This window comes from Bradyrhizobium macuxiense, from assembly GCF_001542415.1.
GTDB lineage: Bacteria > Pseudomonadota > Alphaproteobacteria > Rhizobiales > Xanthobacteraceae > Bradyrhizobium > Bradyrhizobium macuxiense.
The window spans coordinates 146198-165302 of record NZ_LNCU01000107.1; the positions used below are offsets into that span (position 1 = coordinate 146198).

The 19105-nt window shown below is 59.9% G+C and carries 15 protein-coding genes; 13 read left to right on the forward strand and 2 right to left on the reverse strand.

Going from position 1 to position 19105, the window contains the following annotated elements:
* Window positions 1-11: 11 nt before the first annotated feature.
* The 11 genes from AS156_RS32820 (at window position 12) to AS156_RS32870 (ending at window position 14696) form a co-directional block, all read left to right on the forward strand.
* Window positions 12-905 (forward strand): SDR family oxidoreductase, encoded by an 894-nt coding sequence (locus AS156_RS32820; protein WP_066513511.1) that lies wholly within the window; start codon window positions 12-14, stop codon window positions 903-905.
* A 43-nt stretch (window positions 906-948) separates the two neighbouring features.
* Complete coding sequence (locus AS156_RS32825; RefSeq protein ID WP_066513512.1) at window positions 949-1764, forward strand: SDR family NAD(P)-dependent oxidoreductase; 816 nt, start codon at window positions 949-951, stop codon at window positions 1762-1764.
* Between the two features lie 274 nt (window positions 1765-2038).
* A complete protein-coding gene (locus AS156_RS32830; protein ID WP_066513607.1) occupies window positions 2039-3742 on the forward strand; it encodes an AMP-binding protein in 1704 nt (567 codons plus the stop codon).
* A gap of 55 nt (window positions 3743-3797) precedes the next feature.
* Entirely contained in the window at window positions 3798-7124 is a 3327-nt protein-coding gene (locus AS156_RS32835) for a carboxyl transferase domain-containing protein (protein WP_245313178.1), read from the forward strand.
* Complete coding sequence (locus AS156_RS32840; protein ID WP_066513514.1) at window positions 7124-7381, forward strand: PfkB family carbohydrate kinase; 258 nt, start codon at window positions 7124-7126, stop codon at window positions 7379-7381. The genes AS156_RS32835 and AS156_RS32840 overlap by 1 nt, the downstream gene beginning before the upstream one ends.
* A gap of 598 nt (window positions 7382-7979) precedes the next feature.
* Window positions 7980-8471 carry a MarR family winged helix-turn-helix transcriptional regulator gene (locus AS156_RS32845; protein ID WP_066513515.1) on the forward strand — a complete coding sequence of 164 codons (492 nt, stop codon included), beginning with the start codon at window positions 7980-7982 and terminating at the stop codon, window positions 8469-8471.
* A 134-nt stretch (window positions 8472-8605) separates the two neighbouring features.
* Window positions 8606-9409, forward strand: a complete 804-nt coding sequence (locus AS156_RS32850) for a crotonase/enoyl-CoA hydratase family protein (protein ID WP_066513516.1) — start codon at window positions 8606-8608, stop codon at window positions 9407-9409.
* A 33-nt stretch (window positions 9410-9442) separates the two neighbouring features.
* Entirely contained in the window at window positions 9443-10390 is a 948-nt protein-coding gene (locus AS156_RS32855) for a 3-hydroxyacyl-CoA dehydrogenase NAD-binding domain-containing protein (protein WP_066513517.1), read from the forward strand.
* Between the two features lie 12 nt (window positions 10391-10402).
* Window positions 10403-12208 (forward strand): feruloyl-CoA synthase, encoded by a 1806-nt coding sequence (locus tag AS156_RS32860; protein ID WP_066513518.1) that lies wholly within the window; start codon window positions 10403-10405, stop codon window positions 12206-12208.
* A gap of 9 nt (window positions 12209-12217) precedes the next feature.
* A complete protein-coding gene (locus AS156_RS32865) occupies window positions 12218-13090 on the forward strand; it encodes an amidohydrolase family protein (RefSeq protein ID WP_066513519.1) in 873 nt (290 codons plus the stop codon).
* Window positions 13091-13517: 427 nt separating this feature from the next.
* Complete coding sequence (locus AS156_RS32870) at window positions 13518-14696, forward strand: 4-hydroxybenzoate 3-monooxygenase (RefSeq protein WP_066513608.1); 1179 nt, start codon at window positions 13518-13520, stop codon at window positions 14694-14696.
* A 334-nt stretch (window positions 14697-15030) separates the two neighbouring features.
* On the opposite strand, the gene AS156_RS43130 is transcribed toward AS156_RS32870, so the two are convergent.
* Both AS156_RS43130 and AS156_RS32875 read right to left on the reverse strand, forming a co-directional pair.
* Complete coding sequence (locus tag AS156_RS43130; protein WP_160331180.1) at window positions 15031-15171, reverse strand: hypothetical protein; 141 nt, start codon at window positions 15169-15171, stop codon at window positions 15031-15033.
* A gap of 600 nt (window positions 15172-15771) precedes the next feature.
* Window positions 15772-16698: an alpha/beta hydrolase gene (locus tag AS156_RS32875; RefSeq protein WP_082747866.1), complete on the reverse strand. Its 927-nt coding sequence runs from the start codon at window positions 16696-16698 to the stop codon at window positions 15772-15774.
* A gap of 393 nt (window positions 16699-17091) precedes the next feature.
* On the opposite strand from AS156_RS32875, the gene AS156_RS32880 reads away from it, so the two are divergent.
* Entirely contained in the window at window positions 17092-17790 is a 699-nt protein-coding gene (locus AS156_RS32880; protein ID WP_066513520.1) for a helix-turn-helix transcriptional regulator, read from the forward strand.
* Window positions 17791-17975: 185 nt separating this feature from the next.
* On the forward strand, window positions 17976-18553 hold a 578-nt coding region (locus AS156_RS46160), incomplete at its 3' end, for a GTP-binding protein (RefSeq protein WP_430641827.1).
* Between the last annotated feature and the right edge of the window lie 552 nt (window positions 18554-19105).

The window sequence follows — 19105 nt, forward strand, 5'->3', positions numbered from 1 at the left end:
GAGGAAAAGTCATGCAGGTTCTAGAAGATAAGGTTGCTTTCATCACCGGAGGAGCAAGTGGCATCGGATTTGGGATGGCACGCGCCTTCCTCGCTCATGGCATGAAGGTCATCATCGCGGACATTCGCCAACAGCATCTCGACGCTGCGGCGGCTGCTCTCGATCGCTCGAACAAAAATTTCCATCTGATTCGACTGGATATCACAGACCGGGATGCAATCGAGCGCGCGGCCGATGAGGCTGAGCGCGTCTTCGGCAATATCCACGTGCTCTGCAACAACGCCGGGGTGGCCAGCACAGTCCCAATGGATCAAGCCTCCCATGCGGATTGGGATTTCGTGCTCAATATCAACTTGGGTGGTGTCATCAATGGAGCGGTTACTTTTCTTCCGCGCATCAAAGCGCACGGCCAGGGAGGGCATGTCGTCAATACCTCATCCATGGGCGGGATCCTTCCGTTGCTCAATCCAGGCGGTATCTATTCGACGTCGAAATTCGCGGTACGCGGCCTTACGGAGGCTCTTCGTTTGGCGCTGGCGCCACATAATATAGGCGTCTCCCTGCTTTGCCCCGGTCTTGTGCGCAGTAATCTTGCTGACACGACACTTCATCTCGATCCATCCGGTTCGCAAGACCCGGGTAGCCCGTTCGGCGATGGTGAGTCGCCATTGGAAGCCGGTATGGATCCTCTCGACGTAGGCGAGCGCGTGGTCTCCGGAATTCTCAGCAATGAGGCCTACATTCTTTCGCACGGCGAGTTCAAAGACGAAGTTCGTGAAGCGTTCGCGGAGATCATCGATGCATTCCCGGACAATCAGATGATCGATCCAAAGCGTGCCGCCCTTGAAGCCATGCGGCGTCAGGCAACAATTGATGCGAAGAGAGTCGCGGCCAACATTCAATAGATCGCGGCTTAGCGCCGCCATAGCCCGGGAAGCTAACTCGACGATGTCGGATATGTTCTCTGTCAAAGGATATGGTGCCATCATTACCGGCGGAGCAAGCGGAATTGGACTTGCTTTTGCTGAAGCATTGGCCGAAGGCGGCGCCCGGGTTGCAATCCTCGATCTGGATTCGAACTCTTTGAACTTGCAAGTCAACCGTCTATCAGCGAAAGGATTCGATGTTCGCGGTCGTGAACTCGATGTAACAAATCGCAAAGAGATCGATCAGGCGTTCGCCCACATCGCCGCGGAATTTGGCAAGGTTGATGTGGTTTTTGCCAATGCCGGAATTGACCCCGGCATTGGGTTCTCCAACCCGGATGGTACCCGGTCGCAGGAAGGCGCGATCGAGAATTATGAGGACGAGCGTTGGGATCGAAACATTGACGTCAATCTGAATGGCGTCTTTGCAACCATTCGCGCGGCCGCGCGTCACATGAAAGGAAGCGGTGGAGGTAGCATAGTCGTTACTACGTCCGTTGCTGCGTACCTTAACGAGGGCATGGTGGGGGCCGCATACATGGCTGCGAAGGCAGGTGCGGCGCATCTGGCCCGCAATGCTGCTCTCGAACTGGCCCATTTCAACATTCGCGTGAACGCCATCGCACCTGGGTTCATTGTTACGAACATAGGAGGCGGCTGGCTCAAGCAACCGCAAATTCAGAAGTCAATTGGCGACATGATTCCAATCGGGCGCATCGGTAGCGCTGACGACCTGAAGGGGCTCGCGCTGTTCCTCGCTTCCCAGGCATCCAGCTACATCACTGGTGCGCAAATCCCGATTGATGGTGGTGGAAGTCTTGGAATGAGACGCACCTAAACATTTTGCGATCTCCAACGCTCGACGCACTCCTGCGTACACCCGCGACTCTTAGTTTCAGAGAAATGTAGCCGATGTTATGTCATGAGCTCCTTGAGCCGATGGATCATCGCCGATGCCCTTTGGACTTGAGGAGCCGCCGTACGTATTCCAGCACACCGCCTTTGCGCGAAGAGACATCGAATCGCGAAGCCGTAATCCTTGCCTCGGGAATCTCAAATTCCGCGGCATGTTCGAACTAAGTTGAGAATACGCGGTGCAAAGGAAGATGAGCATGATGGCTGGTTTGGACGAAAAGGATTATCTAGAACAGCTTCACGGACTTTGGGGCAAGGCGTGGCCGAAGGGCACCCCGCGCGAGCCGCAGTATCGGTACGGCGAAATCGCCCTGAGCGAGTATCTCCGCTCCTGGGCGAAGCGCCAGCCTGAGCATCCTGCGATCATTTTCTATGGCAACGTGCTGACCTATGCCGAACTCGATCGTCAGAGCGACCGCTTTGCCGCGTTGCTTGCGTCGAAAAGCGTCCGCAAGGGCGACCGCGTTGCGGTGTTCATGCCGAACTGCCCGCAGTTCCACATTGTCTTCTTCGGCATCTTGAAGCTCGGCGCAGTGTATGTGCCGGTGTCACCGCTGTCGCGTGCCTTCGAGCTCGAATACGTGCTCAACGACACCGACGCCAAAGTGATCGTCGGGCTCGATCAGTTGGTTGAAATGATCGACCAGGTCAAGGCCAATACCAAGCTGCGCGAGGTGATCTTCACGAGCTTTGCCGATGTCATTCCCATCAATCCGACGGTTCCGGTGCCGGACTCGATCTGCACTCCACGCCTCGCGTTTGCCGGTGCGACCGACCTTTTGCCTGAACTTGCCGCACTCGGAGACGTGACGCCATTACCGCCAGCCGGGCTCGATGACGTTGCCGCACTGAACTACACTGGCGGCACCACCGGCATGCCAAAGGGCTGCGTCCACACCCAGCGCGATATGGTCTACACCGCCGCCGCCAACTGCGGCATCGCGCTCGAAATTAGCGAAAAGAGCATCTTCCTGTCGTTCTTTCCGGAATTCTGGATTGCGGGTGAAAACCTAGGACTGATCTTCCCGCTGTTCGCCGGCGCCACACTGGTGCTGCTCGCGCGCTGGGATGCACTCGGCGTGCTTTCGGCGATCCAGAAGCATAACGTGACGCTGACCGTGATGCCGGTCGACGGCGCAGTCGAGCTGATAGATCACTCGCGATTCAAGGAGTTCGATCTCTCCTCCCTGCGGCAGGTCCGGGTTGTCTCCTTCGTGAAGAAGCTGAACGCTGACTACCGCCGACGCTGGAAGGAAACGACGGGCACCATTCTTGCCGAGATCGGGTGGGGCATGACCGAGACTCATACCGCGAACACCTTCACCACGGGCTTCCAGGACGATGATCTTGATCTTAGCTCGCAGCCGATCTTTGTCGGCCTGCCGGTGCCCGGTGCCGAGTTCAAGATCACAGATTTCGAGACGGGTGCGCTCGTGCCGATTGGCGCCGAAGGAGAGATCCGCATCCGCACGCCGTCACTAATGAAAAGCTACTTGAATAAACCGCAGGAAACCGCGGAAGCGCTAGTTGATGGCTGGCTGCGCACCGGCGACATTGGGCTGATCGATACCGACGGCTTCATCCACTTCCTCGGCCGCAGCAAGGAAATGCTGAAGGTGAAAGGCATGAGCGTGTTTCCGTCTGAGATCGAGGCGCTGCTCGGCCAGCATCCCGCCGTGCTTGGCTCCGGCGTGATCGGACGTGAGGATACCGAGCGCGGCCAGAGTCCAGTCGCCTATATCCAGCTCAAGCCGGAAGCCAAGGGCACCATCACCACTGAACAGCTGCAGGCATGGTGCAAGGATCGCATGGCCGCCTACAAGGTGCCGGAGGTACGGATCATCGAGGCGTTGCCAATGACCGCAACGGGCAAGGTGAAGAAGCAGGAGTTGAACGGATAATGTCGATCCGTCGGCTCGGATGACGAGGTAAATCTAAATTATCATGTTGGAAAGCGTGAGGTCATTTCGCAAGCTCCTGATCGCAAATCGTGGGGAGATCGCCGTTCGCATCGCCCGCGCCGCTGTCGATGCCGGCATTGGAACCGTCGCGATCCACCCCGGGGACGACGCGCTGTCCCTGCATGTGCGGTCCGCGGACGAGGCGTACGAGATCCCCGGCCGCGGCGCGCGAGCCTATCTCGACATCGAGGCGGTCGTCACAGCGGCAAAGGCAACGGGATGCGACGCCCTGCATCCGGGCTACGGCTTCCTCAGCGAGAACGCCGAGCTGGCACGTCGCTGCGCCGAGGAAAATATCACCTTCGTCGGTCCTTCGCCCGAAGCGCTCGACTTGTTCGGTGACAAGGTCGCGGCAAAGCGCCTAGCGGAACTTCATCGTGTACCCGTGATCGATGGCACCGTCGGTCCCACGACAATAGCGGATGCAAAAGCCTTCTTTGCGTCACTTGGCAAGGGCGGCGCGGTGATGATCAAGGCCATGGCAGGCGGCGGCGGCCGCGGCATGCGCATCGTCGAAGACGCTGCCAAGCTCGAGGAAGCCTACGCCCGTTGCCAGTCCGAGGCGAAGGCAGCTTTCGGTAACGACGGCGTCTATCTTGAGCGCCTGATCCGCAAAGCGCGCCATATTGAGGTGCAAATTCTCGGCGACCGTCACGGCATGATCAGCCAACTTGGGGAGCGCGAATGCACAGTACAGCGCCGCAACCAAAAAGTCATAGAGGTGGCACCGAGCCCGTCGCTTTCCGATGACCTGCGCCGGCGCATCCTAGAGGCGGCGAAGCAGCTTGCTACGGCGGCAAAATATGACAGCCTGGGCACCTTCGAATTTTTGGTCGATGGAGAAACCTCGGGCGACGCCGCGGCCTTCGCCTTCATCGAGGCTAATCCGCGCCTGCAGGTTGAGCATACCGTCACAGAAGAAGTGCTAGGCATGGATCTTGTAGCCGCACAGCTCGCGGTCGCGGCTGGCGCGACGCTTGCCTCGCTCGGTCTCGCCCAACCGAATGTGCCCGCGCCACGTGGCTATGCGATCCAGCTTCGCGTCAACATGGAGACCATGAACGAGACCGGTGCGACACAGCCGACCAGCGGCGTGCTCGAGGTGTTCGATCCGCCTTCCGGTCCTGGCGTGCGCGTTGATACGTTCGGGTACAGCGGCTACAAGACCAGCGTCGCCTTCGACTCGCTGCTCGCCAAGGTGATCGTGCACACGCCAGTCGCGCGTTGGCGTGAGGCGGTGACGATGGCGGCGCGCGCGCTGCGTGAATTCCGCATCAGTGGCGTCGGGACCAACATTCCGTTCCTGCAGGCGATCCTGGCGCATCCTGAGTTCGTGGCGAACCGTATCAGCACAAGCTTCATTGATGCCCACGTGGTTGAACTCGTCGCCGCGAGCAAGGCCGCTGCCCGGCCATTGTTCTTCGGGGCGGGCTCTGCCGCGACGGAGACGCCGTCCGCGGCTGCAGCCAGCATCATTGCGGTGCCTGCGGGGGCGGCCGCACTCCCCACACCGTTGCAAGGCACTGTGGTGGCGATCGACGTCAAGGTGGGCGATCTGGTGCGACCCGGACAGCAGATTGCGGTGATCGAATCCATGAAGATGGAGCATCTCGTGACCGCGCCCGAGGGGGGACGGATCACCAAGGTGGCCGCTGGCGACGGCGTCACGCTGATGCCCGGCGACCCGATACTGTTCTTCGAACCGATTGAGGTCGATGTCGATGCCGACCACACCGAAGAGGAAACCATCGTCGACCTCGACAACGTTCGTCCCGATCTGGCGGAAACGATCGCGCGCCACGCTAGCACGCTCGACGAGAACCGCCCGACGTCGGTGGAGCGACGGCGCAAGACCAATCAGCGTACCGCGCGGGAAAACATCGCCCACCTGGTCGATCCCGGATCCTTTGTGGAATACGGCGCACTGACAATCGCAGCTCAGCGTCGCCGGCGTACGCTCGACGACCTGATCAAGAACACCCCCGCGGACGGCCTGATCACCGGCATCGCCACCATCAACGCCGGCAATGTCGGTACCAAGGATGCGCGCTGCATGGTCGTCGCCTACGACTTCACCGTGCTCGCCGGCACCCAGGGGCTCATGAACCACAAGAAGATTGACCGCATGTTGGCGCTCGCCGTGCGGTGGCGGGTTCCGCTGGTGTTCTATGCCGAAGGCGGCGGCGGCCGTCCCGGCGACACCGATTGGCTCGGCATGACATGCCTCGATGGACTCTCGTTTGTGGAATTCGCCAAGCTTTCGGGCCTCGTTCCTGTGGTCGGCATCGTCTCGGGCTATTGCTTCGCCGGCAACGCCGCGATGCTAGGTTGCTGCGATGTCATCATCGCCACCAGGAACGCGTCCATCGGCATGGCCGGCCCGGCCATGATCGAGGGAGGCGGGCTCGGCGTGTACCATCCGGCCGAGGTCGGGCCCGTCTCGTTCCAGGCGCCGAACGGCGTAATCGATATTCTGGTCGAGGACGAGGAGGAGGCCACCCGCATCGCGCAGCAGTATCTCTCCTATTTTCAAGGTCCGGCGCAGCACTGGGAGATCAGCGACCAGCGGCTGCTGCGCCGCGCCATTCCGGAAAACCGACTCCGCGTCTACGATATCCGCAGCGTGATCGAACTGCTTGCTGACGAGGGATCTGTGCTGGAAATCCGCCGTGACTTCGGTATCGGCATGATCACCGCATTCATCCGTATCGAAGGCAAGCCGTTCGGGCTGATTGCCAATAACCCGAAGCATCTCGGCGGCGCGATAGATACGCCGGCCAGCGACAAGGCCGCACGCTTCATGCAGCTCTGCGACGCATTCGATATTCCAATTGTCTCACTCTGCGACACGCCGGGCTTCATGGTCGGACCGGAGGCGGAGAAGACCGCAATGGTGCGTCATGTTGCCCGCATGTTCGTCACTGGGGCCAGCCTCACCGTGCCGCTATTCGGCATCGTGCTGCGGAAGGGTTACGGTCTCGGCGCTCAGTCGATGATCGGTGGAAGCTTCCACGCCTCATTGTTCACGGTGGCCTGGCCTACCGCCGAATTCGGCGGCATGGGCCTTGAGGGCTACGTTCGCCTCGGGTTTCGCAAGGAAATGCAGGCGATCACCGATCCGGTCGCGCGCGAGCGATTTTTCAAGGAGAAGGTCGCGCAGCTCTATGGGGACGGTAAAGCGGTCTCGATCGCATCTGCGTTCGAGATCGACGATGTAATCGACCCGGCCGAGACGCGGCACTGGATCATGGCTGGGCTGCGGTCGGTACCGACGGCACCTCCGCGATCAGGACGCAAGCGGCCGTGCGTGGACACGTGGTGATGTATTCTCCGATTACGCGCGTCGACGTCACCGGCGCCGGCGAGACCTTCATGGGCGCTTTCGCCAGCATGTTGGACGAGGATACGTCTCTGCGAACAATCTTGGATGTGGGGTACGAGGCTGTGGCCTTGAAGTGTCCTAGGGCCGGTGCGCAAAAAGTACGCGATAAAGACCCTTGCCGGCAAAAAGCTCCCTCATTGAGCGATACAGGACGATCTGGACTGTGGAAGCGCTGCCAGCGCCACGGGCTCAAATGAGGAGATAGCGGAGATCAGTATCTAGCTTGGCGCCGAGCGCCGACTTCACCAAACCGGCTGCTTCTCCGCAGGCAACGGGATTGGAGCGTTCGGATGTCATCAAGTCCCCGTCTAAACGGGCGCCCGTTGGTTTGAACAGTTTGGATTGATCTCGGTCTTTACTTCGCTCCATAACCTCTCTTTTGGCGCCCACGTTGAAATGACTTAAGTAGCTCGGAGCTAGGCATGCGCGCTAATGAGTCTGGCGCGATCGCGCTCTGGATCCTGGCGGTGCTGGCGAGCGGCGCGTTAGGTTGGTTAGATGAGTGCCGGGGCGAGGTTTACAGCAGAGTCCAATTCCGGGTCTGGCAAGTGATGCCAACGCCAGTAAACGAGAGGTTGGCGACTGCGACCCAATCTGCGCACGCTCCGCATTCGAAAATCCATTTCATTATGTCGGGACCAGTGTCCTGCATACATATGCAGGCACCGCCGCTGATTGCTGCGGTTCGGGCACTCTCACAGTTCTGCACACTGTGGCCCGCCGCACGTAGCCGACCAACCTATCTGACTGCTACAGAACCTAATATAAAGCGAACCGATTTCTAGAGGATAAATCATGGCTCGAAAGCTTCGTCGCGGTCTTACTCGCGCGCACCGAGCGGCGGACGCGAACGCCGGGACCGCTATACAGTCACCGCTGCGGGACAGCCCTTCTTTTCTCGTTCGCATGGCTCAGCTCAGCGCGTTCGACGGATTCCATCGACATTTTGCTGGGCTGGGCATGACGCCAGCACGATTCAGCGTTCTCGTGCTAATCGTGAACAACCCTGGGGTGCGGCCGGGCGCGCTCACGGAGGAGTTGCGTGTCAAGCCGTCAAATATCGCCACCCTCGTGAACGCGCTAGTAGCAGATAAGTTCGTGGAGCGCAGGCGGGACAAAAAGGAACTGCGCGCGAGTATGCTTTTCGCGACAAAAGAAGGGCTGAAGGCGTTTGAGGAAATGTGGGAGGTCCATTGCGAGCTTGACAAGCTTCTTCTTCAGCCGTTGTCCGCGTCTGAGTACAAGATATTCGTTGCATTGATGCGTAAGCTCGACAGGTTTTCGTAATTTTGGTCATTCGTCGCGCTCAGGTTGAAGCGTGAAAGCGCTTGACTAATTTGTTTATGAAACATAACTAACAATTCGAGGTTGGGCTCGTTCCCGTACCCCAACCGTCGCGAAACGGGCTAGGAGTCAACGCAATGGACAAAGCCGAAAATGGGCGTCTGCCAGGGCTGGATTGCCTTGCAGTCGAATTGCAGGATTCCATTGCGATCGTACGCCTCGCGCGTCCCGAGAAGCGCAACGCGCTAAACGACGAGGCGGTATTTTCTTTGCAACGTTGGTTCAGCTCGCCGCCGAGCCGCGTCAAGGCGGTCGTGCTCGCCGGCCAGGGCAATCACTTCTGCGCTGGGCTCGACTTGTCGGAGTTGACAGAGCGTAGCGTCGCCGAGGGCGTTATGCACTCCCGGTCTTGGCACCGCGCTTTCGAGTCGATCGAGTTTGGCTCATTGCCCGTCGTGGCAGTCCTGCACGGCGCGGTCATTGGCGGTGGTTTGGAACTCGCGGCGGCGGCGCATATCCGGATAGCGGAGGCGTCCGCTTTTTACGCGCTCCCTGAAGGAATCCGGGGCATTTATGTCGGTGGTGGGGCATCTGTACGCGTGCCGAAACTCATCGGGGTCGCACGCATGATGGACATGATGTTGACTGGCCGCACCTATGACGCCGAGCAGGGCGGCGCGATCGGTCTTTCCCAATATGTCGTCCCCCGAGGTGAAGGCCTAGCCAGGGCGATAGAGCTCGCCCACAAGATGGCCGGCAACGCCCCACTCACGAATTTTGCGCTGATCCAAGCCCTTCCGCGTATCGCGGAGAGCGGGCCGGAGGCGGGCTATTTGCTTGAAGCTTTGATGGCGGGTGTTGCCCAGGGTGATGCTGGAGCCAAAGAACGCCTCCACGCCTTCTTGGAGGGTAAGGCCTCAAAGGTCCAGCACAACGCTTAGATGCGAATCTGGGGTGCACGAGGTCCGAACACCATGACGCAAGCTATCCAGACAGTTGCGATTATCGGAACTGGTGTTATCGGCGCGAGTTGGGCGACGGCTTTTCTCGCGCGCGGCATGGACGTGATTGCCGCTGACCCGGCAACCGGTGCGGAAAAAGAGCTGCGCCGAACAGTGGCGGCGCAATGGGTTGTCATGGAGCAAATTGGGCTTTCACCCGACGCGTCGCTCGATCGATTGCGATTCGTAGAGTCGCTGGAAGACGCCGTTGCCGCAGCCGACTTCGTCCAGGAGAGTGGCCCGGAGCGCCTCGACGTCAAGCGTGATCTATTCCGCCGGTTGGATGAGGCCGCGCCAGCGGAGTCGCTGATTGCCACCAGCGCGTCGACGATTACCATCGGCGAATTCCAAGATGCTTGCGGGCGTCATCCGGAACGCGTCGTTCTCGGCCACCCCTTCAATCCGCCACACCTCATCCCGCTGGTTGAGGTCGGCGGCGGCAAGCTTACCTCAGAGGGCGCCATTGAACGGGCGCTCGCGTTCTATCGGGCCATGAGAAAGCATCCGATCCGCTTGCGGCGCGAGAGCAAGGGGCACGTCGCGAATCGACTGCAGGCCGCGCTCTGGCAGGAAGCCTTTCATCTCGTGTCGTCCGGTGTGGCAAGTGTTGCGGACGTCGATGCGGCCATCGCCCATGGTCCGGGTCTGCGGTGGTCGCTGCTCGGACCGTTCCTCAACCTGCATCTGTCGGGCGGAAAGGACGGCATTGGCGCGCTGTTCGAAAAGCCGCTGTGGCAGGCGACCGAGGGCATGTGGCGTGACCTTGGCAGTCTGTCGGTCGACGGCGACCTTGGCAACCGCGTCATGGCCGGGGTTGCCGACGAGATCGGCGCGCGCGATTTGGTGGAAATGGTGCGACAGCGCGACGATGCGCTCGTGAGGCTGCTGAGGTTGAAGGCAGCCAGCGAAGGTCTCCCATAAGGAGCGCGGAACATGCCGACCTACATCCCGCATGACGTCGCCCGTGAAGATCGTCCTGATGGCACGATACTTCTTCGCTCGCGCGTGCCGCTCGGGCCCGTTGTCCGCAACACAGGCGCATGGCTCCACCAATGGGCGGGGGCGGCGCCCGACCGCGTGTTCGTCGCGGAGCGCTCGGGCGAGGGCTGGCGCGAGCTGCGCTATGGCGAGCTGCTGCAGCAGGTACGGGCCTTGGCATCTTCGCTTCTGGCGCGGGGGCTCGGACCCGAGAAGCCGATCGCCATCATTTCGGGAAATGGTGTCGATCACGCGATCCTGGCGCTCGCTGCGCAATACATCGGCGCGCCAATCGTGCCGCTGGCGGAGCAGTATTCGCTGGTCCCGGACGCCTATCCGCGCCTGCAATATGCTATCGAGACGGTTCGTCCCGCAATGGTGTTTGCAGAAGATGGCGGCGCTTACGGTGGGGCTCTCGCGCTGCCGTTCATGAACAGCGTCGAGAGGGTTGTAACGCGCAACGCAACCGGGGGCGCGACAACATTCGGCGACCTGCTCAAAGGCGACAAAAGCGTGGATCTGAACGCGGCGCACGCAGCCGTCGGCCCCGATACACTGGCAAAGATTATCTTTACCTCCGGCTCGACGGCGAACCCGAAAGGCGTGCTCACCACGCACGGGATGCTGTGCGTCAACCAAGCGCAGATGGCCGCGGCCATGCCGGTCATCAGCGCGCGTCCGCCAAAAATCGTCGATTGGCTTCCCTGGAACCATGTCTTCGGCGGTAGCCACAACTTCAATATGATGCTCGCAAACGGCGGCAGCCTCTATATCGACGAAGGCAAGCCGACTAAGGCTGGATTTGCAGCCTCGATCCGTAACATCCGCGACCATACCTGCAACTTGGCATTCAACGTGCCGATCGGCTTCGCGCAGCTCGTAGCAGCAATGGAGAAGGACGAGAGTCTTAAGCGCGCTTATCTCGGCGATTGCGACCTGATCTTCTACGCGGCCGCGTCGGTGACGCAGGACATTTGGTCAGCGCTTGCGAAATTTGCCAAAGAGGTGCGCGGCGAGGTGCCGCTAATGTTCTCGGGTTGGGGTATGTCGGAGACCGCGCCTTCCGCAACACAGACGCATCAGTCGGTCGACCGCCCCGGTAATATCGGCGTGCCGCTGCCTGCTGTGACCGCCAAGCTCATCCCAGGCGAGGAGGGTCGTTACGAGCTTCGCGTCTCCGGACCCAATGTGCTCAAGGGCTATTTCCACGAGCCGGATAAAACGAAGGAGGCCTTCGATGAGGATGGCTTTCTCATCACAAATGATGCGGTAACATTCATTGACCCGGAGGACGCGAATGCTGGCCTTCGCTACGACGGTCGCATCTCGGAAGACTTCAAGCTGATGAGCGGCACGTGGGTGCGGGCAACAAATGTCCGTCTCGATGCGCTTAAGCATTTCGCCGATGTCGCGCTGGATGTCGTCGTCACTGGTCAAGACCGCAACGAGCTCGGCCTGCTCATCTTTCCACATCCAGGCTCAATAAACGATGCCGTACTCAATTCCGGCGACATAGGCGGTGCCTTAAGCGCAGAAGCCGTGCGCGGCCTGATTCAGCCGCGGCTGGCCGCGATGGCGAACCACGCCACCAGTTCATCGACCCGCGTGGTGCGGGCGCTAATGCTCGCCAATCCTCCGTCGATGAGCGAGGGTGAGCTGACCGCAAAGGGCAGTATCAACGCGCGCAAGATATTGACGCACCGACAGGCGCTGGTTGAGCGGCTTTATGACGACGACGATCCCGCAGTTGTGCGCTTATAGGGAGCCTGCATGGTGGACATCAAAAAAATTCGCGCGATCGACATTCACACGCATGCGGAAGAGCCGTGCGGCTGTCATGCGGACGACGGTTACGACGACCTTCAATCGACCATGGCGAAGTATTTCGGCGCGCCATGGACTCATCCGCCAACCGTTCCGCTGACAGCGGCACACTATCGCCACCAAAATATCGCGGCGGTGATCTTTCCCGTGGATGCCGAACGGGAGACCGGCTATCGCCGCTACAGGAACGAGGAAGTGGCTCAACTTGCGGCCGATAACAGCGACGTTCTGATCCCTTTTGCATCGATTGATCCCCACAAAGGGAAGATGGGTGCTCGGGAGGCGCGCCGTCTCGTCAATGAATTCGGCGTACAGGGTTTTAAGTTTCATCCGACGATGCAGGGGTTCTTTCCCAACGACCGCCTTGCCTATCCGCTCTATGAGGCGATCGCCGAAACCGGCAAGCCTGCGCTGTTCCACACGGGGCAGACCGGCGTCGGCTCCGGCATGCGCGCCGGCAACGGCATGCGGCTTAAATATTCGAACCCGATGTATCTCGACGATGTCGCCGTCGATTTTCCGGACATGCCGATCATCATGGCGCATCCCTCGTTCCCGTGGCAGGAGGAGGCGCTGTCAGTCGCGACCCATAAGCCGAATGTTTACATCGACCTGTCGGGCTGGTCGCCGAAATATTTCCCGCAGATCCTCGTTCGGTACTGCAACACGTTGCTCCGCAGGAAGGTGCTATTTGGTTCCGACTGGCCGATGATCACGCCGGAGCGCTGGTTGTCGGACTTCGAGAAGATCGAGATTAAGGACGAGATCCGTCCGCTGATCCTCAAGGAGAACGCGGCGCGCCTTCTCAAGCTGGCATGAATATCATCGTGTTGCGGACGCACGCTCGCGACGACAGTGCGCTAGACTTCAATTAATCACGAACGCCACGGGGCAGCGTGGCAGGGGGGGCCGGAAGCAGCATATGCCGATGACTGGTGTGCAAGATGATCGCTTCACCGGGGCTCTGATTGTTGTGCCTCGATGCTTGGTATCGACTATCGAAGTCAGGGGGCGCTGACCGAAGCGCTTGGAAGTTCTGCTGACCGGATGCGAGTAGATTTAGACGTCGTTCGCGGCGTGCTGTTCGCTGCGGCCGTGGCGGCGCGACTTCTTCCAAGGATCGGGCGCGAGAACGCGCGTGTGCTGGCTGGGCGCGCCTGACAAGTTCATGGTCACGATTGAGCGTTTGACCACACGCGGCGGACTTTTTTGGCCCGCGTCGCACTACAAGATAGGAGGCAACTGGATGCGAACACAAGTCGGCATTATTGGAGCGGGTCCCGCCGGCCTGCTCCTGTCCCACATGCTTCATCTGTTCGGGATCGATTCAGTCATCATCGAGAGCCGCACGCGCGAGGCCATCGAAGCGACGATCCGGGCAGGGGTTCTTGAGCAGTCCACGGTCGACCTCATGACGGAGATCGGCGCCGGCGAGCGGATGGAGCGCGAGGGGTTCGTGCATCACGGCTTCGAGCTTCGCTTCGCGGGGCGTAGCCACCGCATCAACCTGCACGACCTTGCGAACGGGCGGGTCATCACGGTCTACGCTCAGCATGAGGTCCTCAAAGATCTTATTGCGCTGCGCCTACGCACAGGTGCCGAGATTCATTTCGAGGCCAGGGCCACCGGCCTCGTCGACATCACCTCCGACCGGCCGAAGATCCGTTTCATCACCAAAAACGGAGAGGCCAGAGAGCTCGACTGCGATTTTATCGCCGGCTGCGACGGTGGCTACGGCATCAGCCGCGGCTCGGTCCCGGAGAGTCACGTGCGGAAGGATTACTTTCGCGTCTATCCATTCGGGTGGTTCGGCATCCTGGCTAAGGCTCCTCCCTCCGCGGACGAGTTGATCTACGCCCATCACGACCGCGGCTTCGCCCTGATCAGCACCCGTTCGCCCGATGTACAGCGGATGTATTTTCAATGCGATCCCAGCGAGTCGGTCGATAATTGGTCGGACGACCGCATCTGGAACGAGCTTCAAGCCCGCACCGTCGGGAACGGGTTTCAGCTGAAGCAGGGGCCCATCTTCCAGAAGGGCATAATTCCTCTGCGCTCCTTCGTATGTGAGCCTATGCAGCACGGCCGGCTCTTCCTGGCGGGCGACGCCGCGCATTCGGTCCCACCGACCGGAGCGAAGGGCCTTAATCTCGCGGCGGCCGACGTGCATGTTCTCGCGCGGGCCTTGTCATCCCACTATGCGACCGGTTCGACAGACCCTCTGGGCGATTACTCGCGTACGGCCTTGCGCCGGGTATGGCGGGCGCAGCATTTCTCGTGGTGGATGACCTCAATGCTGCACCGCTTCCACGATGGAAGCGAGTTCGACCTAAGGCGCCAACTCGCCGAGCTCGATCTCGTCACTACCTCGCGCGCGGCAGCGACGACCATAGCGGAAAGCTATGTGGGCATGCCGCTGACCTGAAGCGTGAGCCAGAGTCAGCCCCTGCAACGAGACTCGATCCGAGTAGGAGCGATCCCAGCGAGGCCCCACGGATGTTTCGGGACGCACATTTTGCCGTCCTTGATGATCGGCGAGAATGGCGGGTGTTTCAGAGTCCAGCGGTCCCGCTGACGCGGCTCGCAGTGCCCCTGCGGGATCAGCGACTTGAGGCCATTTGTGGACGTTAGCTACCGACCGTGCGCGCGCTTTGGAGAAATCGTGCGCGCGATGATCTCGTTGAACGATCCGGATCCGCGATCGCGGCCTCGAGCTCATGCAGCTCGGTGCAAACCATGCTGACCGGGCTCGCCTTCCGTTACTTCAGCCTCGCCCCGCGGTCGTACATCTCGTCGACGGCCGCGGGCTCCAACGGCGAAGCCTCGGTCAACAACGCAGTGCCGAGAGAGGGCTTTCTGACCGAGGGCTCAGCGTCGACGTTCGCGCGTTCCTGAACCAAGATCCGTTCTCCGGTCATCCGTGGACGATCCGTGGCCTGTGCTTCTGGGTTGCGCTGTTGGAAGGGTTCGATGCGGTCAGCAACTCGCCTCCCCAGCGCGTGTCAACGTTTGGGCTGAAAGCCGCGCTAAGTGTGAAGACTTTCCAGGCCTGCAAATGGAATTCGCCGGCATACTCGTGCGACGACATTTGGCGGCGGGTATGCGACGATCGACTGCGGCCTCGATATTGGGCTGGCGGATTGAGGCATGCGCCGGAAAACCCATCGTTAGGCTCGGGAGCTTCCCCACAACTGCGAGCAGCCTGCTTGTCGCGTGGCTGAAGATGTACGATTCGATCGGCGAGCAGTCCGCATTGCTCCGTCGATGTCGCTTGCAAATGCTGAGCAGCGCAGCCTCGCCATCGATACGAATCAGCCGCGGCAGAGCTCCGAGCGTCGACCGGATACGATTACGCCATATCCGAGCTGGCCGGGCAGCGATGCCGCTTTGGGCGGCTCGATCCATAGCAGATAACGGCACCTCCGGGGGAAGGGGCTTCTTCGACGACGGCCTGCCTGGCCGTCGTCTCCATAGCCGCTACCGTACTATGGAATTTCTACCTAGCACGGGCGCTCGAAGTGCTTCAAAAACCAGCGGCACGCCGCCGAAGCAGACTGATCGAAGCACTCGGTGTAAGGCGCAAAGTGTCCGCATGCTAACGATACGAACTCCTTGGGCCCATTGACCCGTTCCAAGGCCTGTCGCGTCGCTTCGATCGGCATCAAATTGTCCTGTTCGGCTCCAATGAGCATGAGGGGACGGGGGGCCACGCGATGAATGTAGGCGATCGGCTCGAAGCTGAAAGTCAGCTCCAAGCTCCGCACCGTGACCTCGTTCCTCCAGGTCGGAGAAATGGCAGCCGTCTTCATGGACCAATCCCAAGCATCCCTCGTGGCGAGGATGCAGGGTGTCTTGTCCGGATCCTCGGCGACGACGGGTAGCATCATTGGCTTTTCACCTGCTGCGCGTGCTGATCGCTCCGCGGCGAACCATTTCGAAAGATGTTCGCGTGCTTCCACCGGTATCTGACTCCAGATTGCCCCGCCGCTCAGGAATGGGACCTGGGCGACGACGCAGCGAATCCGCTGGTCAAGCGCCGCCGCCTGGATCGCGATTCCACCGCCGTAGCTGGAGCCCCAAGCTCCCAGTCGGTTCGGATCGACGCGCGGCAATGTCAGTGCGTAGGTGACCGCATCCTGAAAGTCTGCGAGTTGCTGGAGGGGGTCGATCTCCTGCCGTACGCGGCCGTCGCTTTCTCCCAGACTTCGGGGATCGTAGACGAGGACACCAAGACCCGCATCGCTGAAAAAGCGCCCATACCGGTCCAGATAGCTCTCCTTCACCCCGCTGAAGCCGTGGTGCAGCACAACGAGAGGTGCGGGAGAGGCATCCTGAGTTCGCGGGTGGAAATGCCAGCCACGAAGAATGGTTCCGTCATTGGTTTTAAAGGAAATATCGTCCTTGGCTGGTGACGTTGGATCTGCCATTCTAAAGTCCTCCTTGAGCCTATGTACGGCATTGTTCTCTGGCGATGGAACAGCTGGGGACTATAGTCGGGAACTCGTACAGGTTCTCGCACGGGAGCGCAATCGGTACCGTATGGCAGCGAACTGAACACACCGCATCGCGGTAATGGGCGTTGTGCAATGTCTGGAGGACACGTGAGAGAAGGGATTGCATCGAGGCACGGGGAGGTGGCCGGGTGGAAGCCACAGGTCGATCCGCTTTCGGCATGGACTCTCAAACCTTGCGAAGAGACGTGTTCTCGGCCATCAAGCAATTGGCAGCGTCAACTGAACACGATGCGCGTCCTCGACATGCGACTGGATAGAGGCTGCGAAGGTGTCCACCACGCTACGGATTTACGTTTTGTAGTGGTAATGTTCATCACGGAGGGGCGGGAGCGGGGAATCGACCGGCGCGGGGCATCGGTATTCGAGCGGGGCGATACGATCGTGTGGAATGATCAGCACGATGTAGCCTTCGAGGTAATGGATCGCCTGCGCAAGCTGATGATCATTGTTCCGATCGATCGCATCTACAACGCATGGCCCGATCTCGTTTCGGCAGACGGTCTGCATTTCTCACGCGATCATGGTTTCGGCGCCTTGCTCGCCGGTTATTTCGAGATCCTATCGCAGCAGGTCAATACCCTGTCGGATGCGCACACATCATTGGCCGTCGAGGCCGGCTTGGACTTGTTGTTGCGAGCAATCCGGTCAAAAGGCGATGACTGCTCAAGTGATCGCGGTTCAGTACTCTTCGAAGGGATCATCCGACATCTGGAAGACAATCTCCGAGATCCCGACATCGGTTCAAATGGGGTTGCTGCCGCGTTTGGCATTTCGACACGGTATCTGCAGTTGCTGTTCGCTCAAAACGGAACAACGCTTTCGGATTGGGTCCGGCAGCGACGTCTGGATCGTTGTCGAATGGACTTGGAGACAAGGAAATCCGCCGAGTCGATCACCGACATTGCGCTGCGGTGGGGATTCAATGATCCGTCGCATTTCAGTAGACTGTTTCGTCGTCGCTATGGGACCGCCCCGCGCGCTTATTCAGAACTTTATTCCTTCTGATGCAATCTAATTATCGACCAGGTCCCACCTTCATGCTTTTTTCCGCATAGCCAACTGTTCTCCGCCCTCTGACGGTCCAATAGTCCTTTTGCAACCATTGTTAGTAGGCATGCAGCCCGACTGCCCTGCTCAATCGCACGACTTATCATCAGACCCATGCCGAGCCCAGAAGGGCCGAAACGGCGATCGAATCCCTATTTCATCTCGATGGCGTCGTAGCTGTCGTCGACGCGCTTAATGCCAAGATCGAGGCCGAACGGCCAGAGTTTCGTTCGCAGCTGGGCTATGCGGACAGGGTCATCGTTAGCAAGTCTGATCTCGTACCTGAAGCAGAGCGGGAAACGCTGGAGGAGGAACTGGCAACCGCAAATCCCCGTGCGCTGATCGTTGCGGGCGACCTGCACCGCTCCGATATCCAGGCGCTGATGGCCCATATGTTTGACGTGCGGGGGTTTTCGAACGATCACGTGCCGTCCGACGAGATCAATCGCACCCTGCAACGAAGCGGTACCGATCTGCGTCTCCGTCCAACGCTCGTCGCGAAGCACACCCGGGGTCTCACGACCTGCGTTTTCAACTGTGACGCTCCACTGGATCTGGATCGGCTTAACCAGGCGCTCGATGCGCTGTTGGCGCTCTACGGGCCGAGGCTATGGCGCTGCAAGGGCATTGTGCATTCGGTTCAGCACCGCAGCAGATTGGTAGTTCAGGGAGTTCAGGGGGCCATTCAAATCGGCGGCGGGACGGTTTGGCGGCCGTTTGANCCCGCCGTACCGTCCTCATCTTCATTGGTCACGAACTCGCGGCGGCCACCATCCAGACGCATTTGGACACTTGCAAGGTAGTTGGTCCGTTGGTTTGATGTAAGTGAAACTCGCAGGGCGAAGCCCAAGGTCGGTTAGTAGCGAGCAACTGTGCGCGAAAGATACAAGAAAATGGGGTCGGCAGTCTGAGAACAACAGCTGGCGGCGGCAATCTTGGTCGAATCCTATTCTGGACCCAATGTTGGTCTCGTGATTGCGCCTCCCCGCAACCACCGATGCTTGCGACAGCAAGTCATCCAGAGCGCCGGTCTCCGAAAAGAAGTCGGGGTTTTTCTTGCCCGCCGCAAAGCGCAGGACCGCGGCCAAGTCGCCCCGCAACACGATCGCTAGCTTTTCGCCATCGGGAACGAGCGTTATCTGATCGACCAACGCGCGCAAACCTCCGCCGTCTCGGTTCTCTCGCCTTCACTTTGCAGGCTCTCGTACAGGGCGCCCACGCGTTGACGGTAGACCATCCGCAAACGGAGCGTCATTCAAGATTTCTCTTCAGA